The following is a 21,181-nucleotide window of genomic DNA, read 5'->3' as shown; positions in this document are numbered from 1 at the left end:
AGGTCTATCGACGAGCAGCAGAAGAAACCGTCCACGCGCTAGACAAGTTGGCGGAATGCGAGCGCCAGGCTCAGCTCCGGCAATTCATAGCCAGAGTAACCCTGATCGGGAGCCAGCTCGAGATACGCCTGCACTGCGAGGCGTTATCCGGCTACCTGAGAGGGATCTTTCCCGGAGCGCTTCTGAAAGATTGGATCGAAGATCCCATCACCCTGGAAGAGCCTATCGAGATCAAGGAGCGGGGAAACGAGATTCTTATCCTTAGACCGAAGCAGCCGATCAGATCAGCGTCTCCGGATGCTGGTCTGATCACAGCGATCGCCCGCGCACAGCACTGGCGGGAGCTCCTGACCGCGGGGGAGGTAACCAGTCTCGAGGATATTGCAGAGACAGAAGGTCTCTCCCGACGCTATGTCGGATATATCATCCATCTGGCATCTCTGGCGCCTGACATTGTCGAGGAGATCCTCTCCGGGAGAAGGCGGCGTCGAGGAGATCCTCTCCGGGAGAAGGCGGCCCGACTTGTTGAAGAAAGATCTCCTCAAACGTCTGCCCATCGACTGGCAAGAGCAACGCAAGCTCTTAGGCTACGAGCCGCATTAGGCCCAAAGCGCCCACCACGCGCACCCTCCTGAAAAGCAAACTGGCACTCGATTTGTCCGCGCAGAGATATGCGGCGAATCACGCCCGGATTCGGCCTCGAAACGCCTATCCATAGTATGGCGAATATCTGCCACTTGCGGGTTAAGCGCCTGAAATGCCGGCGACTTCTAGGACGGCAAACCGGCAGGAGAGTTTCGGTGGAAAGAATGGCGGAGGGGAAGGGATTCGAACCCTCGAAGCAGTTTCCCGCTTACTGGTTTAGCAAACCAGCGCCTTCAGCCACTCGGCCACCCCTCCGCACGCTTGGGGCTTTAGTTATCACGCTGTTTGCGGCTTTGGGTTCTAGTGGTCGCTCGGTACCTTGTCAACGAGCCATTCGGGGTTGGCCCGGAATGGCCTGCCGGGAGGTTCGCCGGGTAGTTCCTGGGGCCGGTCAGTTACGGAAGGGCACCTTCATTCCACGCTGTACGGCGGGGCGTTCGGAAAGCATGTCGAACCAGCGCTTCACGTTCGGGAAATCCGCCAGTTCGACCTCGTGCCAAGTGTGGCGGGCGGCCCAGGGATAGGTCGCGACATCGGCGATCGAGTAGTCGCCGGCCATGTGCTCGCGCTCCGAAAGAAGCCTGTCGAGCACGCCATAGAGGCGCTTGGCCTCGTTGCGGTAGCGGTCCTTGGCGTAGGGGACGTCTTCCTTGGGCTTGCGCAAGAAGTGGTGCGCCTGACCCAGCATGGGGCCGAAGCCGCCCATCTGCCACATCAGCCATTGCAGGCACTCATACTTCGCCCGTGGCTCCTGCGGCATCAGTTGGCCGGTCTTCTCCGCCAGATAGATCAGGATCGCGCCGGACTCGAACAGCGAGAGCGGCTTTCCGCCGGGCCCTTCCGGGTCCACGATGGCCGGGATCTTGTTGTTCGGGCTGATCTTCAAGAACTCGGGCTCGAACTGCTCGTCCTTGGAGATGTCGACGGAGTGGGCGTCATAGGCGAGCCCGACCTCCTCAAGCATGATCGAGATCTTCCGGCCGTTGGGCGTGCCCCAGGTATAGAGCTGGATGGTCATCCGCTTTCCTTCTTTAAGTTCGCTTGAATCCCTGTCCGGCGTCAGGATTGCTCGGTCGGAACTGCTCAGACGTGACAGCCTACCAGGCCGCGCTTGGCGAAATATTGCTGATGATACTCCTCGGCCGGATAGAAGGTCACGGCGGGGACCACCTGTGTCGCGATCGGCTGGGTGTAGGCGCGCTCTTCGGGCAGGCGCTCGATGGTCTCGCGCACCGCCTTCTCCTGCTCGGGCGAGTGGTAGAAGACCGCGCTGCGGTACTGCGTGCCGATGTCCGGTCCCTGGCGGTTCATCTGCGTCGGGTCGTGGATCGTGAAGAAGCGGTCCAGCAACTCCTGAAAGCTGACCACCTCGGGATCGAAGACGATCTCCAAAGCCTCGGCATGGCCGGTGCGTCCGCCGCAGACCATCTCGTAGAAGGGGTTCTCGACCGTGCCGCCGGTATAGCCGACGCGGGTCTGCTTGACGCCAGGCAGGGTGCGGAAGGCCTCTTCCACTCCCCAAAAACATCCGGCGGCGAAGGTTGCGGTTTCCATGATCGGTGTCCTTCCTTGCTCAAAGGGACAGCTTTATCTCTCTTGCTTCTAATCTAGGGGCCTGAAGGGCGGAGTTCCATCTCCGATACGCGCTTTACCCTTGCGAAGCAGCGCAAGGGAGGTCACATCTATGTCATCGAAAGGCTGGGGTGCCGCCCCGCATTCTCATGAGAGCGACGGCGCGGCTGAGATAAGACCCATGAACCTGATCTGGCTAGAACCAGCGTAGGGAGCCGTGATGCGCAGCGGACAGAAAAGAGTGGAAGCAAAGCCCGACATCGCGATTGCGGGCGCGGGCGTTTGCGGTCTCGCCATCGCCTGGCGGCTCGCCAGTGCCGGCTGCCGGGTCAGGCTCTTCGACCGTGGAGAGGCCGGGCGCGGTGCTACCTGGGCGGCGGCGGGGATGCTGGCCGCCGGGGTGGAGGCCGAACCGGGAGAAGAGGCGCTCTGGGCGCTGAACCGCGCCAGCCAGGAACGCTGGCCCGCCTTCCGCGATGCGCTGGAAGCCGCAAGCGGGATGAGCCTTGGCTACCGCGCCGAGGGCACGCTGGTGGTGGCCCCGACACGCGACGATCTGGAGCAGCTTCGCTTTTCCTATGACTTTCAGAAACGGCTGGGCGTGGATCTCCAGTGGTTGAACGCCGCCGAGGCCCGCAGGCGCGAGGCGCAGCTGCGTCCGGGCGTTGCGGGAGGCGTCTATTCGCCCAACGACCACCAGGTGGACAATCGCCTGCTGGCCCAAGCCCTGAAGGTCGCGGTCACGAAGGCTGGTGTCGAGTTGCGCGAGAACTGCGCGGTCGAAGCGGTCGATTGCGAAGGCGGCCGGGCGAGGGGGCTTATCGTGGACGGAGAGCGCATCGCCGCCGACGCCGTCGTGCTGGCGACCGGAGCCTGGGCGCGAGAGATGCCCGGGCTGCCCGAGGCGGCGCGCGCGCCGGTCCGGCCCTTGAAGGGCCAGATGCTGGCACTGCGGATGGAAACCCGCTTTCCGCTGATCGAACACGTGCTCTGGGCGCCGAAGCTCTACCTCGTTCCGCGCGCCGACGGGCGTCTCTTGATCGGGGCGACCGTCGAGGAAAAGGGTTTCGACGACAAGCTGACCGCGGGCGGCCTGCTGTCGCTGCTCGAAGGCGCCTGGCGCGCCCTACCCGCGATAGAGGAACTGCCGGTCGAGGAGACCTGGGTCGGCCACCGCCCGACCAGCCGCGACGACGCCCCCATTTTGGGTCCGGTGCCGGATGTCGCCGGGCTTCATATCGCGACCGGGCATCACCGCAATGGAATCCTGCTGGCGCCGCTGACCGCCGAGGCCGTGAGCCAGGGGATCCTGGAAGGCCGCCTGCCGGACGTGGCGGAAGGCTTCACGCTGGCCCGTTTCCCCTCGGCGGGCAGGAGAACGGCATGAGCGGAGAGGCGCGCGTCATCAAGGTGAATGGAGAGCAGCGCCGCAGCCACGCGGCGAGCCTCACCGACCTGCTGCGGGAGGAGGGGCTCGATCCCGCCCGGCGCGGTATCGCCATCGCGCTGGACGGCTCGGTGGTGGCCCGCGCGGCCTGGGCCGATACCCCGCTGGCCGAGGGCAGCGTGGTGGAAATCGTCAAGCCGGCGGCGGGCGGCTGATGAGCAAAGCTGAAAGGACAGGCGGCCAAGTGACCGATCTTCAAAAGCAGGAAACCCTGACCATCGCGGGCCAGCCGCTGGCCTCGCGCCTTTTTATCGGGACGGCGGGATACCCCAATCAACAGCTTCTTCTTGATTCCCTGGAGGCGAGCGGGGCGGAACTGGTCACGGTCTCGATCCGGCGGGTCGGGCTCGAAGGGTACGCGGAGAGCTTGCTGGACCTGCTGGGGGACCGCTACAGGCTGCTGCCCAACACCGCGGGCTGCACCACGCGCAAGGACGCTGTCCTGACCGCCGAACTGGGACGCGAGGCGCTGGAGACCAACTGGGTGAAGCTGGAGCTGATCGGCGACCGGGAAACGCTCTATCCGGACGTGGAGCAGCTGGTGGAGGCCGCCGCCGAACTGGTCGACAAAGGCTTTGTCGTGCTGCCCTACTGCAACGACGATCCGGTTACCTGCCGCAAGCTGGAGGATGTCGGCTGCGCCGCCGTCATGCCGCTCGGCTCGCCCATCGGCTCCGGCCAGGGTATCGCCAACCCGGCCATGATCGAGCTGATCTGTTCGCGCGCAGGCGTTCCGGTGGTGCTGGATGCGGGGCTCGGCACAGCCTCCGAGGCGGCGCTGGCCATCGAACTCGGCTGCGATGCCGTTCTGGTCAACTCAGCCGTCGCCAAGTCCGAGGCGCCCGTCCGCATGGCGACGGCCTTCAGGCTGGGCGTCGAGGCCGGATGGGCCGCTCGCGCTTCGGGCCGCATACCGCGCCGCAAGTACGCCGAGCCTTCGAGCCCCCAGCTGGGCCTGATCGGCGGGTGAGGTGAGGGCGCTTCCCGAGCCGCCGCTGATGGTCATCAGCGACCGCAAACAGGCGCGCGGCTCCCTGCCGGAAATCGTCACTGCGCTGCTGGAGGTTGGTTGCCGCTGGTTCTCTCTCCGCGAGAAGGACCTGCCGGAAAGTGAACTGCGCCAGCTGGCGCAGGAAATCCAGCCGCTCTTCGAGGGGCAGCCAGCCTCTCTGTCCATCCACGCGGCGGATGCGGTCCTGGTCTCTCAGTTGGGTCTGACCTCGCTGCACCTTCCGGCGGGAGGCGATATCGCTTCTGCGCGGCGCCGACTAGGCGAAAACGCGCGGATCGGTATCTCCTGCCACGATGGAACGGCGCTGCGCCGGGCGGCGGAGGAGGGGGCGGACTACGCCACACTCAGCCCCTTGTTCCAGACGGCAAGCAAGCCCGATTACCCGCCGCTCGATCGCGAAGGGGCGGCGGCTTGGCTGGCTGACGCGCCTCTGCCCGTCCTCGCGCTGGGCGGCATCGAGGGGGCCGAAGAAGCAAAGGCCTGCCGCCGGATGGGGGCGGCAGGCCTTGCCGTCATGGGAAGTATCATGCGCGCCGAGGACCCCGCCGGGGCCTTTGCCGCGCTGAACGCAGCCTGGCGCGCCGGGGACTAGATCCCCATCTTGCTCCACCAGCCGGTTTTCTTCGGCTTTGATTCCTTGGCGCTGTCGACGTCGATCACGACGCCGGGCGCCTCAGCCTCTTCGTCCTCGCTGGCTGCGGAGGCCGGCTTTTCCTCGGGTTGGGCCTGGGATTCGGGCTGGGGTTCGGCGGGAGCTTGAGGCTCCGCTTCGGCCTGAGCCTCGGTTTCGGGACCCTTGCCGTTTCCGCCGGCCTTGCTCTCCTTGGGCTCGGCCTTCTTCTTGGAGCGGGAGCGGCTGCGCTTGGGCTTCTCTTCAGCCGCCGGCGTCTCCTCTTCAGTTGTTTCGGCAGAGCCCTCGGCAGGCTCAGGGGCCTCGGCGGTCGCCTCGGCAGCGGCCTCTTCGGCAGCAGCTTTCTTGCCCCTGCCGCGCCCGCCACGGCTACGCTTGGGCTTCTCGGCCGCTTGTGCGTCCTTAGCCTCATCGGCGGTCTGAGCGGCAGCATCCTGACCCTGCTGTTCTTCAGCTTGATTCTCGCCGGAGCTTGCCTCCTGACGGTTCTCGTCCTGCTGGTTCTCGTCCTGCTGGGACTCGCCATCCTGGGACGCGCCATCCTGGGAATCGGAAGCCTGCTGCTCGTTCTCGTCCCGGCGACGCGAGCGGCGGCGTCCGCCCCTCTTGCCCCGGCGGCGGCGCTTGCGGCCGCTGCGCTCCTGCTGCTCGTCGTCTCCGGCCTGGGCGCTCTGGCGCTCGTCGGAAGAGCTCTCCTCTTCGCTGGATTCCTCGTCGCTCTCGGCGGCGGCTTCCTGTTGAGGGCGTTCGTCGCGGGGCCGTTCATCACGGTCACCGCCCCGGCGGCGGTTGCGGCCGCCACGGCGCGAGCGGCGGCGTCCGCCTTCCTCACGCTCCTCACCGCCAGCGCCAGCACCACTGCCAGCGCGGCGCTCCTCGACCTCGTCATCCTCGTCAACGCTCTCGTAGGCGGTGAGTTCGGCGGGCGGCAGGCCTTCCTCGCCTTCGGCCAGTTCGTGGCGCTGCAGGCGGTAGTCGGGGGCCGTCAGGCGCTCGTCAGCCTGTAGAAGGGCATGGATACCGTGGCGCTGCTCGATCGCGGCCAGATGGTCGCGCTTGTTGTTGAGCACGAAAAGCGCAACTTCGGTCGGAACGGTGAGCACGATCCGGCCAGCACCGCGCTTGATGCCTTCTTCTTCGAGCAGCCGCAGCATGGAAAGCGCCGTGGACTCGATGGAGCGGACCCGGCCCGTCCCGCCGCAGTGCGTGCAGATCTCGGTCGAGGTCTCGACCAGGGAGGGACGCAGGCGCTGGCGGGACATCTCCAGCAGGCCGAAGGGCGAGATGCGGCCGAGCTGAATGCGCGCGCGATCGGCCTTCATGGCCTCCTTGAAGCGGCGCTCCACCTCGCGGTTGTGGCGCGATTCGTCCATGTCGATGAAGTCGACCACGACCAGACCGGCCAGATCGCGCAGGCGCAGCTGGCGCGCCACCTCGTCGGCGGCCTCCAGGTTGGTCTTCAGCGCCGTCTCCTCGATGTGCCGTTCCTTCGTGGCCCGGCCCGAGTTGACGTCGATGGCGACCAGCGCCTCGGTCTGGTTCAGCACGATGTAGCCGCCCGACTTCATATGCACGACGGGCGTGTGGATGGCGTCCAACTGGTTTTCCACCTGGAAGCGGTGGAAGAGGGGGATGCGCTCGTCCTTGTACTGCTTGACCTTGCGCGCGTGGCTCGGGGTCAGCTGCTTCATGAAGTTTTTGGCGGACTTATAGGACTCGTCGCCTTCGACCAGGATCTCGTCCATGTCCCGCGCATAAAGGTCGCGCAGCGAGCGCTTGATCAGGTCGCCTTCCTCGTGGATCAGGCTGGGCGCCGTCGATTGCAAGGTGTTCTCGCGGATCTCACTCCAAAGGCGCATGAGGTACTCGTAGTCGCGCTTGATCTCCGCCTTGGTCCGCTGGCTGCCCGCGGTGCGCACGATGACGGCGATCCATCGGGAATGTCCAGGTCGGCCAGCACCGACTTCAGGCGCTTGCGGTCCTGGGCGCTGGCGATCTTGCGGCTGATGCCGCCGCCGCGCGGCGTGTTGGGCATGAGCACGCAGTAGCGCCCGGCCAGCGACAGATAGGTGGTGAGCGCAGCTCCCTTGTTGCCGCGCTCCTCCTTGGTCACCTGGACCAGGATCACCTGACGGCGCTTGATGACCTCCTGGATCTTGTACCGGCGCAGCAGGGCGGAGCGGCGGCGCGCGGCGTCCTCGGCCTCATCGCCGTCGAGGGTGTCGACACTCGATTCGACCTCTACCTGCTCGATCTCGGCGTTGTTGTCGCCATCGCCGTCACCGTTCGCGTCGCCCTCGGCGGGCTCCTCCGCGGCATCCTCGGCGCTCGCCTCGGCGGCCTCGGGCGCGTCGTCGGGATCGCCGGCGCCGTTGGCGCGCTTGCTCTCCTCGGCGATCAGCGCTTCGCGGTCGGCGATCGGGATGCGGTAGTAGTCGGGATGGATTTCACTGAAGGGCAGGAAGCCATGGCGGTTTCCGCCATAGTCCACAAAGGCGGCCTGAAGCGAGGGTTCGACCCTCGTTACTTTCGCCAGATAGATGTTTCCCTTCAGCGGCTTGCGAGACGCCGCCTCGATATCAAACTCTTCGAGACGCTGGCCTGAGAGTACCACCACCCGTGTTTCTTCCGGGTGGGTGGCATCGATCAACATACGTTTTGCCATTAGGCGAATTCTCCTCGACGCGCCGGATCGAGCCGGTCCTCGGACCAAGCCGCGGCGCGCGCGTTGTCATGATGGGAGAAACCCGAAACGGCTGAGAGGTGTTGAGATTTCGATCCATTGCCGGTCTCCTTCCTCTCTACTCGTTCCTTGGCTCTCTAGGGAGTCGGCGGCCCTTTGTGGCGGGCGACCTGTCCCTTGCGATATTGGAAGCGGCGATCTCCGATCTCGTCGAAACCACGACTTGTCGAAGGCAACGCCGCCAAACCCAAACTGGCTTGCCGACACCGGCCCGCGAGGCGCGGAGCTCCTTTTGATCCTGTTTGCAGATCACCTTCGTTACGACGATGACCCTCAGGAAGGCTCCCGCGTCCGGACTCGGACCCGATGTGCAGTGCGACCGCTTTTCCCCGCCGCTTCGATCCGTCTATTCGGAGGGGACCCGGTCAGGTCCAAACCCTTCAACGACAAATCTTTTTCGCTGCGGCGCCGGGAAGGCGCGCACACTTCGGAAGACAGGCGTACAATACGCTGAGTAAGCCCCTCGGCTCAATGCAAAAAAATGCACGCCAGACATGTTATTCCGTACGCGTGGCAATTTTCCCCTAGGATAGGTTGCTAACCAAGGGGAAGGGGCGAATCCAGCCAATGGGCGGGAAAGCGACTCCTGACAGTATTTCTTGGTTGTGGAGTCGCGATTCTGTTATATTGCCCAAACGATTAGGGGACGATTGCGAGAATTCGGATGCAGTTGCGCAGGCTTATTGGGCTGTTGCTGCTCCTGACAGCTTTGTCAGGCGTGAGCCTGCATGCCTGGGCGAAGCCCGCCGTCGAGGACCTTCGCATCGGCGCGCACCCCGACAAGACGCGCTTCGTGCTGGAGTTGAGCGAGGAGCCGGCTTACCGCGTCTTCACGCTCGCTTCCCCCTACCGGGTGGTCATCGATCTGGCGGAACTGGACTGGACCTTGCCGAGCGAGGTCACGCCCAAGAGCGGCGGCGTCATCGCCATGCTGCGTCACGGGCTCTTCGCTCCCGGCACGACCCGCGTGGTGTTGGACGCCGAGCAGCCGGTCGCCGTCAAGGCCGTCTTCCTGCTGCCGCCCAACGGCACCAACGCCTATCGTCTGGTGGTCGACCTGGCCAAGGTCAGCGCGAGCGAGTTCGCCGCCGCCCAGCAGAGCTTTGTGAGCGACAAGCCGCTGCCCAAGCCGGAGCCGATCACGCGCCCGCAAGTTGCCGCGGGCGACGACCGCATCACGGTGGTCATCGATCCGGGGCATGGCGGGGTCGATCCCGGCGCCATCGGCCGCTCGGGCATCTACGAGAAGCACATCGTTCTGTCCTTCGCCAAGGAACTGGCGCGCGGTCTGGAAAAACAGGGGCGCTACAACGTGGTGATGACCCGCGAGCAGGACATTTTCGTCAAGCTCGGCGACCGGCGGGAGATAGCGCGCAAGGCGGGCGCCGATCTCTTCATCTCCATCCACGCGGATTCGCATGGCGACGCAGCCTTGAGCGGCACCTCCGTGTATACGCTTTCCGAGAAGTCCTCGGACTCGGTGGCAGCGCAACTCGCGGCCTCGGAGAACAAGGCAGACCTGATCGCCGGCATTGAGCTTGAGGAGCATCCCGACGAGGTCTCCAACATCCTGCTCGACTTGACCCAGCGGGAGACCATGAACCTCTCCGCGCGCTTTGCCGCCATGCTGGTCGAGGATTTGAAAGGGCGCACCGAACTGCTGCGCAACACGCATCGATTCGCCGGCTTCGTGGTGCTGAAGGCCCATGACGTGCCCTCCGTTCTGGTCGAACTCGGGTTCCTTTCCAATCCCAACGATGAGAGGAAGCTCAAGTCTGAAAAGGAGCGCGCCCAGCTTGTGAGTGGGCTCGTCGATGCCGTGGACCGCTACTTCGCTTGGCAACAGTCCATGCGCTAAAGCGGGAGTGCGCTCTCGGCCCGATTGCGGCTTGGCTTTTTCGCCCCATTCCTGTCATTTTGCGCTGCGATAGTCGTTCAATGCAGGAATTCCGAAGCACCGCATAATGTTGAAGCGTCTCTTCCTCTGGCTTCTCGGGTTGGGCTTCACCGGCGCCATCGTGGGCGTGGCCGGTGCGCTCTACGCCTTTCACTACTTTGGCAAGGACTTGCCCGACGTCGAGCAGCTGGCGAGCTATGAACCGCCGACGGTGACCCGCGTCCATGCCGGCGACGGACGCCTGCTGGCCGAGTTCGCCATCGAGAAGCGCGTGGCCGTGCCGATCGAGGCCATTCCCCTGCGCGTCGTCCACGCCTTCCTCTCCGCCGAGGACAAGACCTTCTATCAGCACCCGGGCGTGGATCTGCCCTCGATCGCCGCGGCGGCGATCAAGAACGTGCAGTTCGTCATGCAGGGGCGGCGCCCGGTTGGGGCCTCCACCATCACGCAGCAGGTGGCCAAGAACTTCCTCCTGACCAACGAGGTTTCGCTCACCCGCAAGATCAAGGAAGCGATCATCGCGCTGCGGCTCGAGAAGGCCTTCACCAAGGACCGCATTCTCGAGCTATACCTGAACGAAATCTACCTGGGTCAAGGCTCCTACGGCATCGCCGCCGCCGCGCTCAACTACTTCGACAAGTCGATGGACGAGTTGACCATCGCCGAGGCGGCCTATCTTGCCGCTCTCCCCAAGGCGCCCAACAACTACCATCCGACCCGCCGCACCGAGGCCGCCATCTCCCGGCGCAATTGGGTCATCACCCAGATGCTCGAAAACGGCTACGTGACGCCCGAGCAGGCCGACGCCGCCGCGGCAGCGGACTTGAAGGTCCGCGAGCGCAGCAGCGCGGCCACCGCCAGCGCCGACTACTTCGTAGAGGAGGTGCGGCGCAAGCTGGCGGAGCTCTACGGCGACCGGGCGCTATACGAAGGCGGCCTCTCGGTCCGCACCACCCTGGACAGCCGCCTGCAGGAGTTCGCGGAGAACGCTCTGAGCGAGGGCTTGATGGCCTATGACCGGCGCCACGGCTGGCGCGGACCTCTGGGCGTCTTTCAGGACATTCCCGAGGAGTGGGACTGGCAGGCCAGCATGGAGACGGTCGAGAAGCCGGCCGGTGCGCTGGACCGCTGGCGTTTGGCGACCGTGCTCTCGCTCAGCGGCGAGGCGGCGGAGATCGGTCTCGCGGGCGGCGGCACGGGCAGCATCCCCTTCGCCGAACTGGCCTGGGCCCGGCCCTGGCTGGAAGACCAGCGGGTCGGCGCCGCGCCGAAGAGCCCCAGCGACGTGCTGGTGCGCGGCGCCTTGATCCTGGTGGAGCCGGTGACGGAGAACGAGGAGGGGCAGGAATACCCCGAAGGCAGCTTCGGCCTCCGCCAGATCCCGGAGGTATCCGGCGGCATGGTGGCGATGGACCCGCGCACCGGGCGCGTGCTGGCCATGACCGGCGGCTTCAATTTCCAGGAAAGCGAGTTCAACCGGGCGACCCAGGCGAAGCGCCAGCCAGGCTCGGCCTTCAAGCCCTTCGTCTACCTGACGGCCTTCCAGAACGGCTTCACCCCTTCCTCGATCATCCTGGACGCGCCCATCACCATCGATCAGGGCCCGGAGTTGGAGAAGTGGAAGCCCGCCAACTACTCGGACAAGTTCTATGGTCCCTCAACCCTGCGCCTGGGCGTGGAGAAGTCGCGCAATCTCATGACCGTGCGGCTCGCTCAGCAGGTTGGCATGGACAAGATCGCGACCACGGCGGAGCGTTTCGGCATCGTGGATAATCTCCAGGAAACGCTCGCCATGTCGCTGGGCGCGGCGGAGACCACGGTGCTGCGCATGGTCACCGCCTATTCCGAGCTGGCCAACGGCGGCAAGGCGATCGCTCCCACGCTGATCGACCGCATCCAGAACCGGCGCGGGGCCACGATCTATCGCCACGACGACCGACCCTGCGAAGGCTGCGCGGGCGTCGCCTGGCAGAATCAGCCGGTGCCGGTTCCCCCGGACCTGCGCCCGCAGATCGCCGATCCCGCGGCCGTCTATCAGATCGTCTCCATCCTTCAGGGCGCGGTGCAGGCCGGAACCGGCGTGCGCCTAAAGGAACTCGGCCGCCCCCTGGCGGGCAAGACCGGCACCACCAACGAGAGCCGCGACGCCTGGTTCATGGGGTTCTCGCCGAATCTGGTCGCAGGGGTTTACGTCGGCTTCGACACGCCGATACCGCTCGGCCCGCGCGAGACCGGCTCCAGCGTGGCGTTGCCGGTGTTCAAGTCCTTCATGCGCGATGCGCTGGAGGGAGAGCCGATCACGCCTTACCGGATTCCGCCGGGCGTGCGCCTCGTCTGGGTCAACCGGGCGACCGGGGAGCCGACTTCGCCCGGTGCGGAGGGCGCGGTCTTAGAGGCTTTCCTTCCGGGAACCGAGCCCGGGTCTGGCTACAGCCCGCCCGCCTACAGCGAGCCCGCCCTGACCTCCGGCGTCGAGGGCGGCGCCGAGGGAGAGGCGGCAAGCCCAGCGCCACGGCCCAAGCCGCCGGCGGTGGAGAACATCGGAAGGGGCGGCCTCTACTGACTCTCCTCCACTGACTCTTCTGGGAGGAGAGGGCGCCTTTCGCTGCGGTGCAGCACTTGCCTAAGCCGATCTTGGCTGCCACATTGAATCCATGAGAGTGATCCAAGACGCAGCGATTGGCGAGAAGACCATGCGTGAAGCGAAGTTCACCATCGGCGATGTGGTACGCCACCGGCACTATGGTTTCCGGGGCGTGGTGTTCGACGTCGACCCGACCTTCTCCAACACCGAGGAGTGGTGGGAGTCGATCCCAGAAGAGGTGCGCCCGCGCAAGGACCAGCCCTTCTATCATCTCTTCGCGGAGAACGAGGAGACGACCTACATCGCCTATGTCTCGGAACAGAACCTGCAGGTCGACGAAACCGGCCTTCCGGTCAGCCATCCGGACGTGCCCTCGTACTTCGAACTGTCCGATGCGGGCCGCTACGTCCCGCGTGACCAGCAGGTCAATTGACGCCGCTTTATCCTTCACATTAGCATCGCGCCGCCAGGCCGGGCGACCGGCAGGGCGCGGAACATCCAACTCGGAGCGAAAGACACCCCATGCGCGCTGAAACCCAAGCGGTGGTCGAGGAGATTCGTCAGTCCTTGTCCCTGCTGAGGAGGCATCTTTGACTGGGAAGCCTCTCTCAACCGGCTGGAAGAACTGAACGGCCGGGCGGAAGACCCCAACCTCTGGAACAATCCGAGCGAGGCGCAGGCCCTGATGCGCGAGCGCGACCGTCTGGAAAAGGCGGTCAGCAGCGTGCGCGCGGTGGAGCAGGCGCTTGAGGATGCCCTGACGCTGATCGAACTGGGCGAGGCCGAGGAGGACAGCGACAGCATCGCCGAAGGCGAGAAGGAGTTGGCGCGCCTCAAGGCCGAGGTCGACAAGCGCCAGCTTGAAAGCCTGCTGTCCGGCGAGGCGGACGCCAACGACTGCTACCTGGAGGTTCACGCCGGGGCCGGTGGAACCGAGGCCCAGGACTGGGCCGAGATTCTGACCCGCATGTACACCCGCTGGGCCGAGCAGCACGGCTACAAGGTGGATTGGCTGGAGGAGAGCCCGGGCGAAGAAGCGGGCGTCAAGTCGGTCACCCTTCAGATCAAGGGCGAAAACGCCTACGGCTGGCTGAAGACGGAGGCGGGCGTCCACCGGCTGGTGCGCATCTCTCCTTATGATTCACAAGCGCGGCGTCACACCTCTTTCGCCTCGGTCTGGATCTACCCCGTGATCGACGACACGATCGAGGTGGAGATCCTGGACAAGGATCTGCGGGTCGACACCTACCGGGCCTCCGGTGCGGGCGGTCAGCACGTCAACAAGACGGATTCGGCGATTCGTATCACCCACCTGCCGACCGGCATTGTCGTGCAGTGTCAGAACGACCGCTCGCAGCACAAGAACCGGGCCCAGGCCTACGACATGCTGCGCGCCCGCCTTTATGAGCACGAACTGCAAAAGCGCGAGGAGGCCGCCGCCGCCGAGGCCGAATCCAAGACCGACATCGGATGGGGACATCAGATTCGCTCCTACGTCCTGCAGCCCTATCAGATGGTCAAGGATCTGCGCACGCAGGTGGAGACTGGCAATTCGCAGGCCGTTCTGGACGGCGACATCGATGCGTTCCTCGAAGCGTCCCTGGCCCAGCGTCTTGACCGGGGATCGGCCCGCGAAGACGCCGACTAGTAAGTCCGCTGGGCTAGAAGCCCTGGCGTCCGGTGAAGGGCTTTCCGGTCAGAAGAGAGATCAGGTGGCCCAGCATCAGCACCACCACCAGCAGCGCCACGTACTGGATCGCCAGATAGGGGACGAGGCGGGGTTTGCCCGGCTCACTGGGCCGGCGGTCGATGATGTTGCAGACCAGGGCGATGAGGGCCGCCGCGCAGATGCTGACGAGGGTTGCGGTCAGGCCCACGGGAGCATCAATCCAGGGCGAGCGGGGCATAGAAGTCCTCGGGCAACCCGGCCTCCTCGCGCGCAGGCGCATTGAAGGGCGGCTTCAGCCGGCCCCGGAAATGGCGGTTCACCAAGGCCTGCCAGGTATCCTTCGGTTCCTGACCGCGCAGCCGGCAAAGCCAGTCGAACCAGCGCCGCCCGCTGGCGACATGCCCGATCTCCTCGCGGTAGATGATCTCCAGGATGGCCGCGCTGGGCTCATCGCCGGCAGCGCGCAGCTTCTCGATCATGGCGGGCGTCACGTCGAGGCCGCGCGCCTCCAGCACCATCGGCACGATCGCGAGCCGCGCGAGCAGGTCGCCCGCCGTCTCCTCCGAGGCCTGCCAGAGGCCGTCGTGGGCCGGAAGTTCGCCGTAGGCCGCGCCCAACTCGCCGAGCCGCGCCTCAAGGAGCAGGAAGTGCTTTCCCTCCTCGTCGGCGACGGTGACCCAATCGTCGAAGAAGCCTTCGGGCAGATCGCCGGAGGCGAAGCGGGCGATGATGTCCCAGGCGAGGTCGATGGCGTTCAGTTCGATGTGGGCCAGCGCGTGCAGGAGGGCGATGCGCCCCTGCGGGTTGCTGTTGATCTTGCGGCGGGGCACCTCGCGCGGCGGGCGCAGCGCGGGAGATGCCGGACGGGCAGGGCGCGCGGGCGCACCCGCTTGCCCCAGACCGTCGAGCGCGCCGCTGCGCCAAGCCTCGGCAGCGCGCCGGCTCGCTTCGGCCTTCTCCGACGCGTTGGCCGTCGCCAGAACCGCGCGCGCCAGACCGCAGAGTGTTCGCTCGTTCTCTTGCATGGCGCCCTTATGCCGCGAGCGGGCCATCTCTGCCAAGCCGAAAGCCGCCTAGGGCCGGGGCTTCCTCTTCCACTGGGTGACCCGTACGCCGAGCAGGATGAGCAGCAGCGCGCCGAGCGCGGAGAGTCCTGGAACCTCACCCAGCACGACCCAGGCCCAGAACACGCCGAAGATCGGCACCAGATAGCCGACTTGGGAGAGGAAAGTGCTGCCCACGTCGCGGATCAACTGGAAGCGGAGCACATAGGCCAGCGCCGTGGGTGCCAGGCCTAGAGCAAGGATTGCGGCATAGGGTTCCCAGGTCTCCGGCGGCTTCTCCGGCCACCAGAAGAAGACCAGGAGCGGGCCCATGTAGACCGCCGCCGTCAGGAGGAAACAGGCGGTCCCCAGCGTTGGCGGCAGGTAGGAGAGGCGGCGCGTCAGCACGTTGCTGAGCGCATAGCAGCAGGCCGCGCCCATGATCGAAAGCTGCCCCAGAATGGACTGCCCGCCGACAGTGAGCGCATCCACCCCGACCACCAGCAGCACGCCTGAAACACCCAGCGTCAGGCCGAAGAGCTTGGGGGCGTTTATGCGGTCGTCATGGGTCGTGATGTGACTGAGCAGCAGCGTGGCGAAGGGCACCGTCGTCATCAGGATCGCAGCCCTGTTCGCCGCGACGCCGGTCTGTCCGAAGGCGATCAGCGAAAAGGGCAGGGCGGTGTTGACCAGGCCGATCACGGCGATCAGCGCCCAGACCTTGGCCCCCCTCGGCCAGCGCTCGCCCATCAGCAGCCCGAAGGTGGTGAGAGCCGCCGCGCCGACCAGCACGCGCAGCGCCGCCAACGCGAGCGGCGGGAATCCCTCCAACGCGACGGCGATGAACATGAAGGCGCTGCCCCAGATCGCACCGAGCGTCAGAAGCTTGGCGTAATCCTGCGGTTGCCCCTGACGGATGCTTCTCAGGGTCGGCGCCTCAGGGGGCCTGACCGATGCGGGAGGGGGAGGGGATTCTGCCAATCAGCCGTTCTCTTCCAGGAAGGCGTTGAACTCCTTGAAGAACTCATTAAAGGCCGGAGAGCCCTCCAGCAAGGCATGATTGTTTCCCTCCAGGGTCACGAAGCGGGCGCCCGGGATCAGCGCCGCCATGCGCCGGCCTTCCTCGAAGGGGGCCCGCTGGTCGCCTCTCGCATGGAGCACCAGCGTTGGCGCCTGGACGCGGGCTGCGTAGGCCGCCACGTCGGTGCGGGCGATCATCTCCTGAATGCGCACGGCGTTCTCCGGCGTGATGCAGATCCGTTGCAGTTCGTCGAAGCTCTCCATTTGTTCCGCTGTGGCGTCGGGCATGAAAACCTCGGTGAAGAAATGCCGGTAGGTCGCGTTGGGCGAGCCCCAGCCGTGACGGATCATGGCGACGCTGGCGTCATGTAGTTCCTGATTCTCTTTCGAGCCACGGGTCAGAGGCCCGCGCAAGTAGCCGCCGTAGAGCACCAGGCACTTGACCTTCTCCGGGTACTCGGCGGCGAAGCGTACGGATAGGCCGCAGCCTTGCGATATGCCGAGGAGAGCGAACTTCTCCAGGCCGGAGGCTTCGACCACCCTGGCCATGTCGGCGATCATCCGGCCATAGGAAATCTCCTCGACCTCCCAATCCGACAGGCCGTTGCCGCGCTGATCGAACCGCACGAGCCGGTGTTTTGCCGCGATTGCGGACAGCATCGGTCCCCAGACCGGACTGCGCCACTCGTACTCCAGATGGTTCAGCCAGTTGGGCGCCTTGAAGACAGGCGTTCCCTCGCCGACGCTTGCGTAGGCAAGCTGCACGCCGTCGTCCGTCATGCAGAACTGGACGCGCTGGTTCAGCGCCTCCTCCTCAGCCTCCGGCTCACGTGCCGGCGGATCGGGACTCCATTGCCAAACGCCGATCGGGCGGCTGATGTTCTTGACCCGTTGCGACCCGAGATCGCGCAAGACATGCCCGAACCTCGATCCCAGCATCTGATGGACTGTTTCGGAAAGGCAGACCCCGCCCGGCTCCGCCAGCGCCTCCAGACGGGCCGCCACGTTGACGCCGTCGCCGAAGACATCGCCGGAATCGAAGACCATGTCGCCGACGTTTATGCCGATGCGGTAGCGGATGCGAGAGTCTTCGGCGATGTCAGCCTCGCGCGCGGCCATGCCTTGCTGGATCTCGATGGCGCAGTTGACCGAGTCCTGGGCGCTGGCGAACTCGACCAGCAGGCCGTCGCCCGTGGTCTTGATGATTCGGCCCCTGTGCCGTTCGATCGTGGGGTCGATCAGCTCACGCCGATGGGATTTTTGGCGCGCGATCACGCCGTCCTCGTCGGCCTCCATCAACCGGCTGTAGCCGGACATGTCGCCCGCCATGATGGCCGCGAGCCGCCGCTCAGACGTCATGCTCTCTCTCCCGGTTCCCCGCAGTCCCAAAGCATAGGGCCGGTGAGGGCGCGAAGGCAAAGCCTCGGGACGGGCTGGGTCAGCCGATCTGCCGGGCGGCTTCCAGCACTTCCTCCACGTGGCCTGGCACCTTCACCTTGCGCCAGACCTGGGCGATCTTGCCGTCGGGGCCGATCAGGAAGGTCGCGCGGTCGATCCCCATGTACTTGCGGCCGTACATGGATTTCTCGACCCAGGTGCCATAGGCCTCGCAGACCGAGCCGTCCTCGTCGGAGGCCAGCGTGAAGGGCAGCTCGTGCTTGGCCTTGAACTTGTCGTGCTTGGCGACGCTGTCCTTGGAGACGCCGATGATCTCGGCGTCCGCGCCGGAGAAGTCGGGCAGGGCGTCGCGGAAGCCGCAGGCCTCCTTGGTGCAGCCCGGCGTGTCGTCCTTCGGGTAGAAGTATAGGACCACCTTCTTACCCTTCAGGTCCTTGAGGCTGACGCTGCCGCCACCATCGGTCGGCATGGAAAAGTCGGGGGCCTTGTCACCGGGGTTGAGAGTCATGGCTGCCTTTAGTCTCCTCTTTTTACTTTTCGTCTGCTGGTGCCGGCAGGGCCTGCGCCGGCTCTTCGATGGTCCGTTGGAAGGCGGAGAGAACGGCCTCGTTGGACGCCTTCAACTTGGCCTTTAGCTCGTCGAAATCAAGCGCCCCGCATCCCGCCGCCAGCGCCTTCTTGACTCCGTCCGGTGCGGTCTCTTCCTCAAAGCGGCCCTCCAGCGTCAGGCGCAGGAGCGATTGCAGGGTCTGAAGAAGCAGGCTGGCCTGCTTCAGGCTTTCCGCCTCGGCTTTCTCCAGCGCCCCCGCCTCCGCCAGGGCGTCCAGGGCGGTCAGGCTGTTACAGCGGATCACGCCGGGCTGCTCGCTGGCATGCTTTAGGATCAGAGACTGAATGACGAAATCCAGATCCACGATCCCGCCGCGCGACTGCTTGATCTCCCAGGGCGACTTGGCCTTGAACTCGCGCGCGAGCCGCTCGCGCATGGAGGCGTCGCGCAACAACTCCTCGGGGTCGCGCGGCTGGACCAGAAGCGTCTCTATCTTCTCCTCGATCGCGTTCTTCAGCTCCGGTCCGGCGACGAGCACGCGCGCGCGGGTCAGGGCCATGTGCTCCCAGGTCCAGGCCTCTTCCCTCTGATATCGCTCGAAACCCGCGAGCGAGAGGGCGAGGGGGCCGGCGTTTCCCGAAGGGCGAAGCCGCATGTCGATCTCGTAGAGCAGGCCCTCTCCGGTCATGGCCGAAAGCGCGGTGATCAGGCGTTGGCCGAGGCGCGCGTAGTACTGGCTGGCGGCCAGCGGCTTCCTGCCGTCCGAGGTCTCGTTCGCCTCGGCGTCGTAGAGGAAGACGAGATCCAGGTCGGAAGTCGGCGTCATCTCGCCCGCGCCGAGCTTGCCCAGCGCGATCACCGCCATGCCGCCGCCGGGGGGCTCGCCATGCGCCTCCACGATCTGTTCCTGCACGGCGGGGAAGACCGCGGCGATCGTGATTTCCGCGATCAAGGTGAAGGCGCGGGCCGAATCCCGCACGTCGATCGCGTGGCGCAACAGTTGCACGCCCACCTGGAACCGGCGGTCGTTGGCCCAGCGGCGGGAAAGATCGAGGACGTCCTGGAAGTCCAGGGCAGTGGCCAGCAGTTCGTCGAGCTCGGCCTCCAGCGTCTCCCGCTCGGGCAGGGGCTCGAAGAAGTCGCCGCCCAGGACGGCGTCGAGCAGGCTGGGCCGGTTCGCGAGCCGCTCGGAAAGCGCGGGCGCGCTGCCCATGATTTCCGCCAGCAGGTTCAAGAGCGAGGGGTTCGAATAGATCATCGAGAAGAGCTGCACCCCGGCGGGCAAGCCCTTGAGGAAAGAGTCGAAGCGGACGATGGCCTCATCCGGGTCGGCGGTCGCCCCCATCTCGGTCAGCAGGGTCGGCATGATCTCCGTCAGGATCTGGCGCGACCGGGTGGCGCGCAGCGCGCGGTAGCGCCCATGGTGCCAGCCCTTGACGAGGTTGTAGACGCGCTCGCCGTCCTCGAACCCTAGTTCGTCGAGCGTCTTCATGGTGTCGGGGTCGGGTTCGCCACCGGTAAAGACCAGATTGCCGGGCCCGGCGAGGTCCGGTTCTTCCTCGAAAAGCTCGGCGTAATGCCGCTCGACGCAGCCCAGGGTCTTCAGGAGAGCCTCCCTGAAAGCCTCCCGGCTGTCGTAGCCGAGGAAGATCGCCAGGTCCTCGACGGCTTCCGGCTTGGTCGGAATGGAGTGGGTCTGCTTGTCCTCGATCATTTGCAGGCGGTGTTCGACCCGCCGCAATTCCCGGTAGGCCTGGTCCAGGTCCCCTGCGGTCTCGGACGCGATCCTCTCGGCCTCGGCCAGCGCCTGTAGCCCCTGGAGCGTGGAGCGGCAGCGCAGCGAAGGGTCGCGGCCGCCGAAGATCAGTTGCTGGGTCTGAACGAAGAACTCTATCTCCCGGATGCCGCCGCGCCCGAGCTTCACGTTGTGCCCCTCGACCGCAATGGCGTCGCCTCCGCCCTTGGCGGCGTGGATCTGGCGTTTGATGGAATGCACGTCCTGAATCGCCCAGAAATCGAGGTTGCGGCGCCAGACGAAGGGCCTGAGGCTCTTGAGGAAAGCCTCGCCAGAGGCCTTGTCCCCGGCCAGGATCGAGGCCTTGATCATGGCCGCCCGCTCCCAGTTCTGACCGAGTGATTCGTAATAGACCTCAGCGGCCTGGGTGGTGATCGCCAGGGGCATCGCCGCCGGGTCCGGGCGCAAGCGGAAGTCGACGCGAAAGCAGTAGCCGTCGCCCGTGCGCTCATCCAGAAGCCGTGCGTAGTCGCGGGTGATCCGGGTGAAGAGCTCCTGATGGCCGCGCTTGCCGGTCAGCCGGGCCTTCTGCGGGTCGTAGAGCGCGATCAGGTCGATGTCGGAGGAATAGTTCAGCTCTGCGGCGCCCAGCTTGCCCATGGCGATCAGGAAGTATCCGCTCTCTTCGATCCGGTCGGCGCCCTTTTCGAACTCCAACTCGCCGCGCTCTTCCGCCTGCTTCAAGAGAAAGGCGAGGGCGGCACGGCTGGCGAGCGCCGCGAAGTCGCTGAGCGCCCCAGTGATCTGCTCAAGCGGCCAGACGGCCGCGATGTCGGCGAGGCCCACGGCCAGCGCCATCCGCTTCTTGGCCTGGCGCAGCGCGCGCATGACTGCGGCCATGTCGGCCTGCTCCAGTTCTGCCTGAAGCAGGGCTGCGTTTTCCTTGAGTCCGGCTTCCGGGCCCTCACCGGCGAGGGTTAGAAAAAATCTGGGGTCAGCCAGCAGACAGTCGCTAAGATAGGGGCTGTTCGAGAAGAGGGCGGAAAGCAGGGCCGCGCCGGCTTCGTCGTCCGCCAGGGCCTGAGCGCTTTCGCACCAGTCATCCTCCCGGCGGCGTTGCAGCAGTTCCTGCCATCGCTCCCTGTAGAGTTCGAGGCGCGTTTCATCGCCCGCGGCCGGCCAAAGCGAAGGGTCTGCAAAGGAGCTGTGTATTTTGGTTTTCGCCGTCATGGCTG

17 protein-coding genes, 1 tRNA gene, 1 pseudogene and 1 riboswitch are annotated in these 21,181 nt (G+C 65.6%); of the genes and pseudogenes, 9 read left to right on the top strand and 10 right to left on the bottom strand.

The genetic code is table 11. From position 1 onward, the window contains the following. A partial coding sequence (locus P8X75_06490; GenBank protein MEJ1994848.1) for a hypothetical protein occupies positions 1-635 on the top strand: 635 nt, incomplete at its 5' end. A 175-nt stretch (positions 636-810) separates the two neighbouring features. Here the strand turns inward: P8X75_06490 and P8X75_06485 are convergent. The 3 genes from P8X75_06485 to msrA all read right to left on the bottom strand — a co-directional run bounded on the left by P8X75_06485 (position 811) and on the right by msrA (position 2,199). Then, positions 811-900, bottom strand: a tRNA-Ser gene (locus P8X75_06485). A 136-nt stretch (positions 901-1,036) separates the two neighbouring features. Beyond that, a complete protein-coding gene (locus tag P8X75_06480) occupies positions 1,037-1,663 on the bottom strand; it encodes a glutathione S-transferase N-terminal domain-containing protein (protein MEJ1994847.1) in 627 nt (208 codons plus the stop codon). Between the two features lie 65 nt (positions 1,664-1,728). Then, positions 1,729-2,199 carry a peptide-methionine (S)-S-oxide reductase MsrA gene (gene msrA / locus P8X75_06475; GenBank protein ID MEJ1994846.1) on the bottom strand — a complete coding sequence of 157 codons (471 nt, stop codon included), beginning with the start codon at positions 2,197-2,199 and terminating at the stop codon, positions 1,729-1,731. Positions 2,200-2,334: 135 nt separating this feature from the next. After that, positions 2,335-2,448: riboswitch (TPP riboswitch) on the top strand. Positions 2,449-2,458: 10 nt separating this feature from the next. On the opposite strand from msrA, the gene thiO reads away from it, so the two are divergent. Genes thiO through P8X75_06455 form a run of 4 tightly spaced genes read left to right on the top strand, consistent with a single transcriptional unit; the run spans position 2,459 to position 5,268 of the window. After that, positions 2,459-3,604, top strand: a complete 1,146-nt coding sequence (gene thiO / locus P8X75_06470) for a glycine oxidase ThiO (protein MEJ1994845.1) — start codon at positions 2,459-2,461, stop codon at positions 3,602-3,604. Further along, positions 3,601-3,819 (top strand): sulfur carrier protein ThiS, encoded by a 219-nt coding sequence (gene thiS, locus P8X75_06465; GenBank protein ID MEJ1994844.1) that lies wholly within the window; start codon positions 3,601-3,603, stop codon positions 3,817-3,819. Before thiO ends, thiS begins: the two co-directional genes overlap by 4 nt. A gap of 29 nt (positions 3,820-3,848) precedes the next feature. Next, on the top strand, positions 3,849-4,634 hold the full coding sequence (locus P8X75_06460; protein ID MEJ1994843.1) for a thiazole synthase: 786 nt from the start codon (positions 3,849-3,851) through the stop codon (positions 4,632-4,634). Between the two features lies 1 nt (position 4,635). Continuing rightward, the gene (locus P8X75_06455) at positions 4,636-5,268 is read left to right on the top strand and encodes a thiamine phosphate synthase (protein ID MEJ1994842.1); all 633 of its coding nucleotides are present in this window, start codon (positions 4,636-4,638) and stop codon (positions 5,266-5,268) included. Here P8X75_06455 and P8X75_06450 read toward each other — a convergent pair. Continuing rightward, positions 5,265-7,972: pseudogene (locus P8X75_06450) on the bottom strand (Rne/Rng family ribonuclease). The gene P8X75_06455 and the pseudogene P8X75_06450 sit on opposite strands and share 4 nt — an antisense overlap. A gap of 742 nt (positions 7,973-8,714) precedes the next feature. Here P8X75_06450 and P8X75_06445 point away from each other — a divergent pair. From P8X75_06445 to prfB, 4 genes are all read left to right on the top strand, one after another. Next, the gene (locus tag P8X75_06445) at positions 8,715-9,908 is read left to right on the top strand and encodes an N-acetylmuramoyl-L-alanine amidase (GenBank protein MEJ1994841.1); all 1,194 of its coding nucleotides are present in this window, start codon (positions 8,715-8,717) and stop codon (positions 9,906-9,908) included. Positions 9,909-10,014: 106 nt separating this feature from the next. After that, positions 10,015-12,510 (top strand): penicillin-binding protein 1A, encoded by a 2,496-nt coding sequence (locus tag P8X75_06440; protein ID MEJ1994840.1) that lies wholly within the window; start codon positions 10,015-10,017, stop codon positions 12,508-12,510. Between the two features lie 130 nt (positions 12,511-12,640). Further along, positions 12,641-12,964 (top strand): heat shock protein HspQ, encoded by a 324-nt coding sequence (gene hspQ / locus P8X75_06435; protein ID MEJ1994839.1) that lies wholly within the window; start codon positions 12,641-12,643, stop codon positions 12,962-12,964. An 89-nt stretch (positions 12,965-13,053) separates the two neighbouring features. After that, positions 13,054-14,179 (top strand): peptide chain release factor 2 gene (gene prfB, locus P8X75_06430; GenBank protein MEJ1994838.1). Its coding sequence is split into 2 segments (ribosomal slippage): positions 13,054-13,122 and positions 13,124-14,179, totalling 1,125 coding nucleotides; the frame shifts between segments, so codons are not numbered across the junction. 13 nt (positions 14,180-14,192) lie between these two features. Here prfB and P8X75_06425 read toward each other — a convergent pair. The 6 genes from P8X75_06425 to P8X75_06400 form a co-directional block, all read right to left on the bottom strand. Then, positions 14,193-14,408: a hypothetical protein gene (locus P8X75_06425; GenBank protein MEJ1994837.1), complete on the bottom strand. Its 216-nt coding sequence runs from the start codon at positions 14,406-14,408 to the stop codon at positions 14,193-14,195. A 7-nt stretch (positions 14,409-14,415) separates the two neighbouring features. Next, positions 14,416-15,225 carry a ferritin-like domain-containing protein gene (locus P8X75_06420; GenBank protein ID MEJ1994836.1) on the bottom strand — a complete coding sequence of 270 codons (810 nt, stop codon included), beginning with the start codon at positions 15,223-15,225 and terminating at the stop codon, positions 14,416-14,418. A gap of 48 nt (positions 15,226-15,273) precedes the next feature. Beyond that, positions 15,274-16,224, bottom strand: a complete 951-nt coding sequence (locus P8X75_06415; GenBank protein MEJ1994835.1) for a DMT family transporter — start codon at positions 16,222-16,224, stop codon at positions 15,274-15,276. After that, on the bottom strand, positions 16,225-17,622 hold the full coding sequence (locus P8X75_06410) for an alpha/beta fold hydrolase (GenBank protein ID MEJ1994834.1): 1,398 nt from the start codon (positions 17,620-17,622) through the stop codon (positions 16,225-16,227). Positions 17,623-17,701: 79 nt separating this feature from the next. Next, positions 17,702-18,169 (bottom strand): thioredoxin-dependent thiol peroxidase, encoded by a 468-nt coding sequence (gene bcp / locus P8X75_06405; GenBank protein ID MEJ1994833.1) that lies wholly within the window; start codon positions 18,167-18,169, stop codon positions 17,702-17,704. A gap of 22 nt (positions 18,170-18,191) precedes the next feature. Beyond that, positions 18,192-21,176, bottom strand: a complete 2,985-nt coding sequence (locus P8X75_06400) for a bifunctional [glutamine synthetase] adenylyltransferase/[glutamine synthetase]-adenylyl-L-tyrosine phosphorylase (GenBank protein MEJ1994832.1) — start codon at positions 21,174-21,176, stop codon at positions 18,192-18,194. Between the last annotated feature and the right edge of the window lie 5 nt (positions 21,177-21,181).

The sequence above is a fragment of the Limibacillus sp. genome (assembly GCA_037379885.1).
Taxonomy (GTDB): domain Bacteria; phylum Pseudomonadota; class Alphaproteobacteria; order Kiloniellales; family CECT-8803; genus JARRJC01.
Note: the sequence above shows the minus strand (reverse complement) of the source record. Positions and strands in the feature narration are given on the sequence as shown.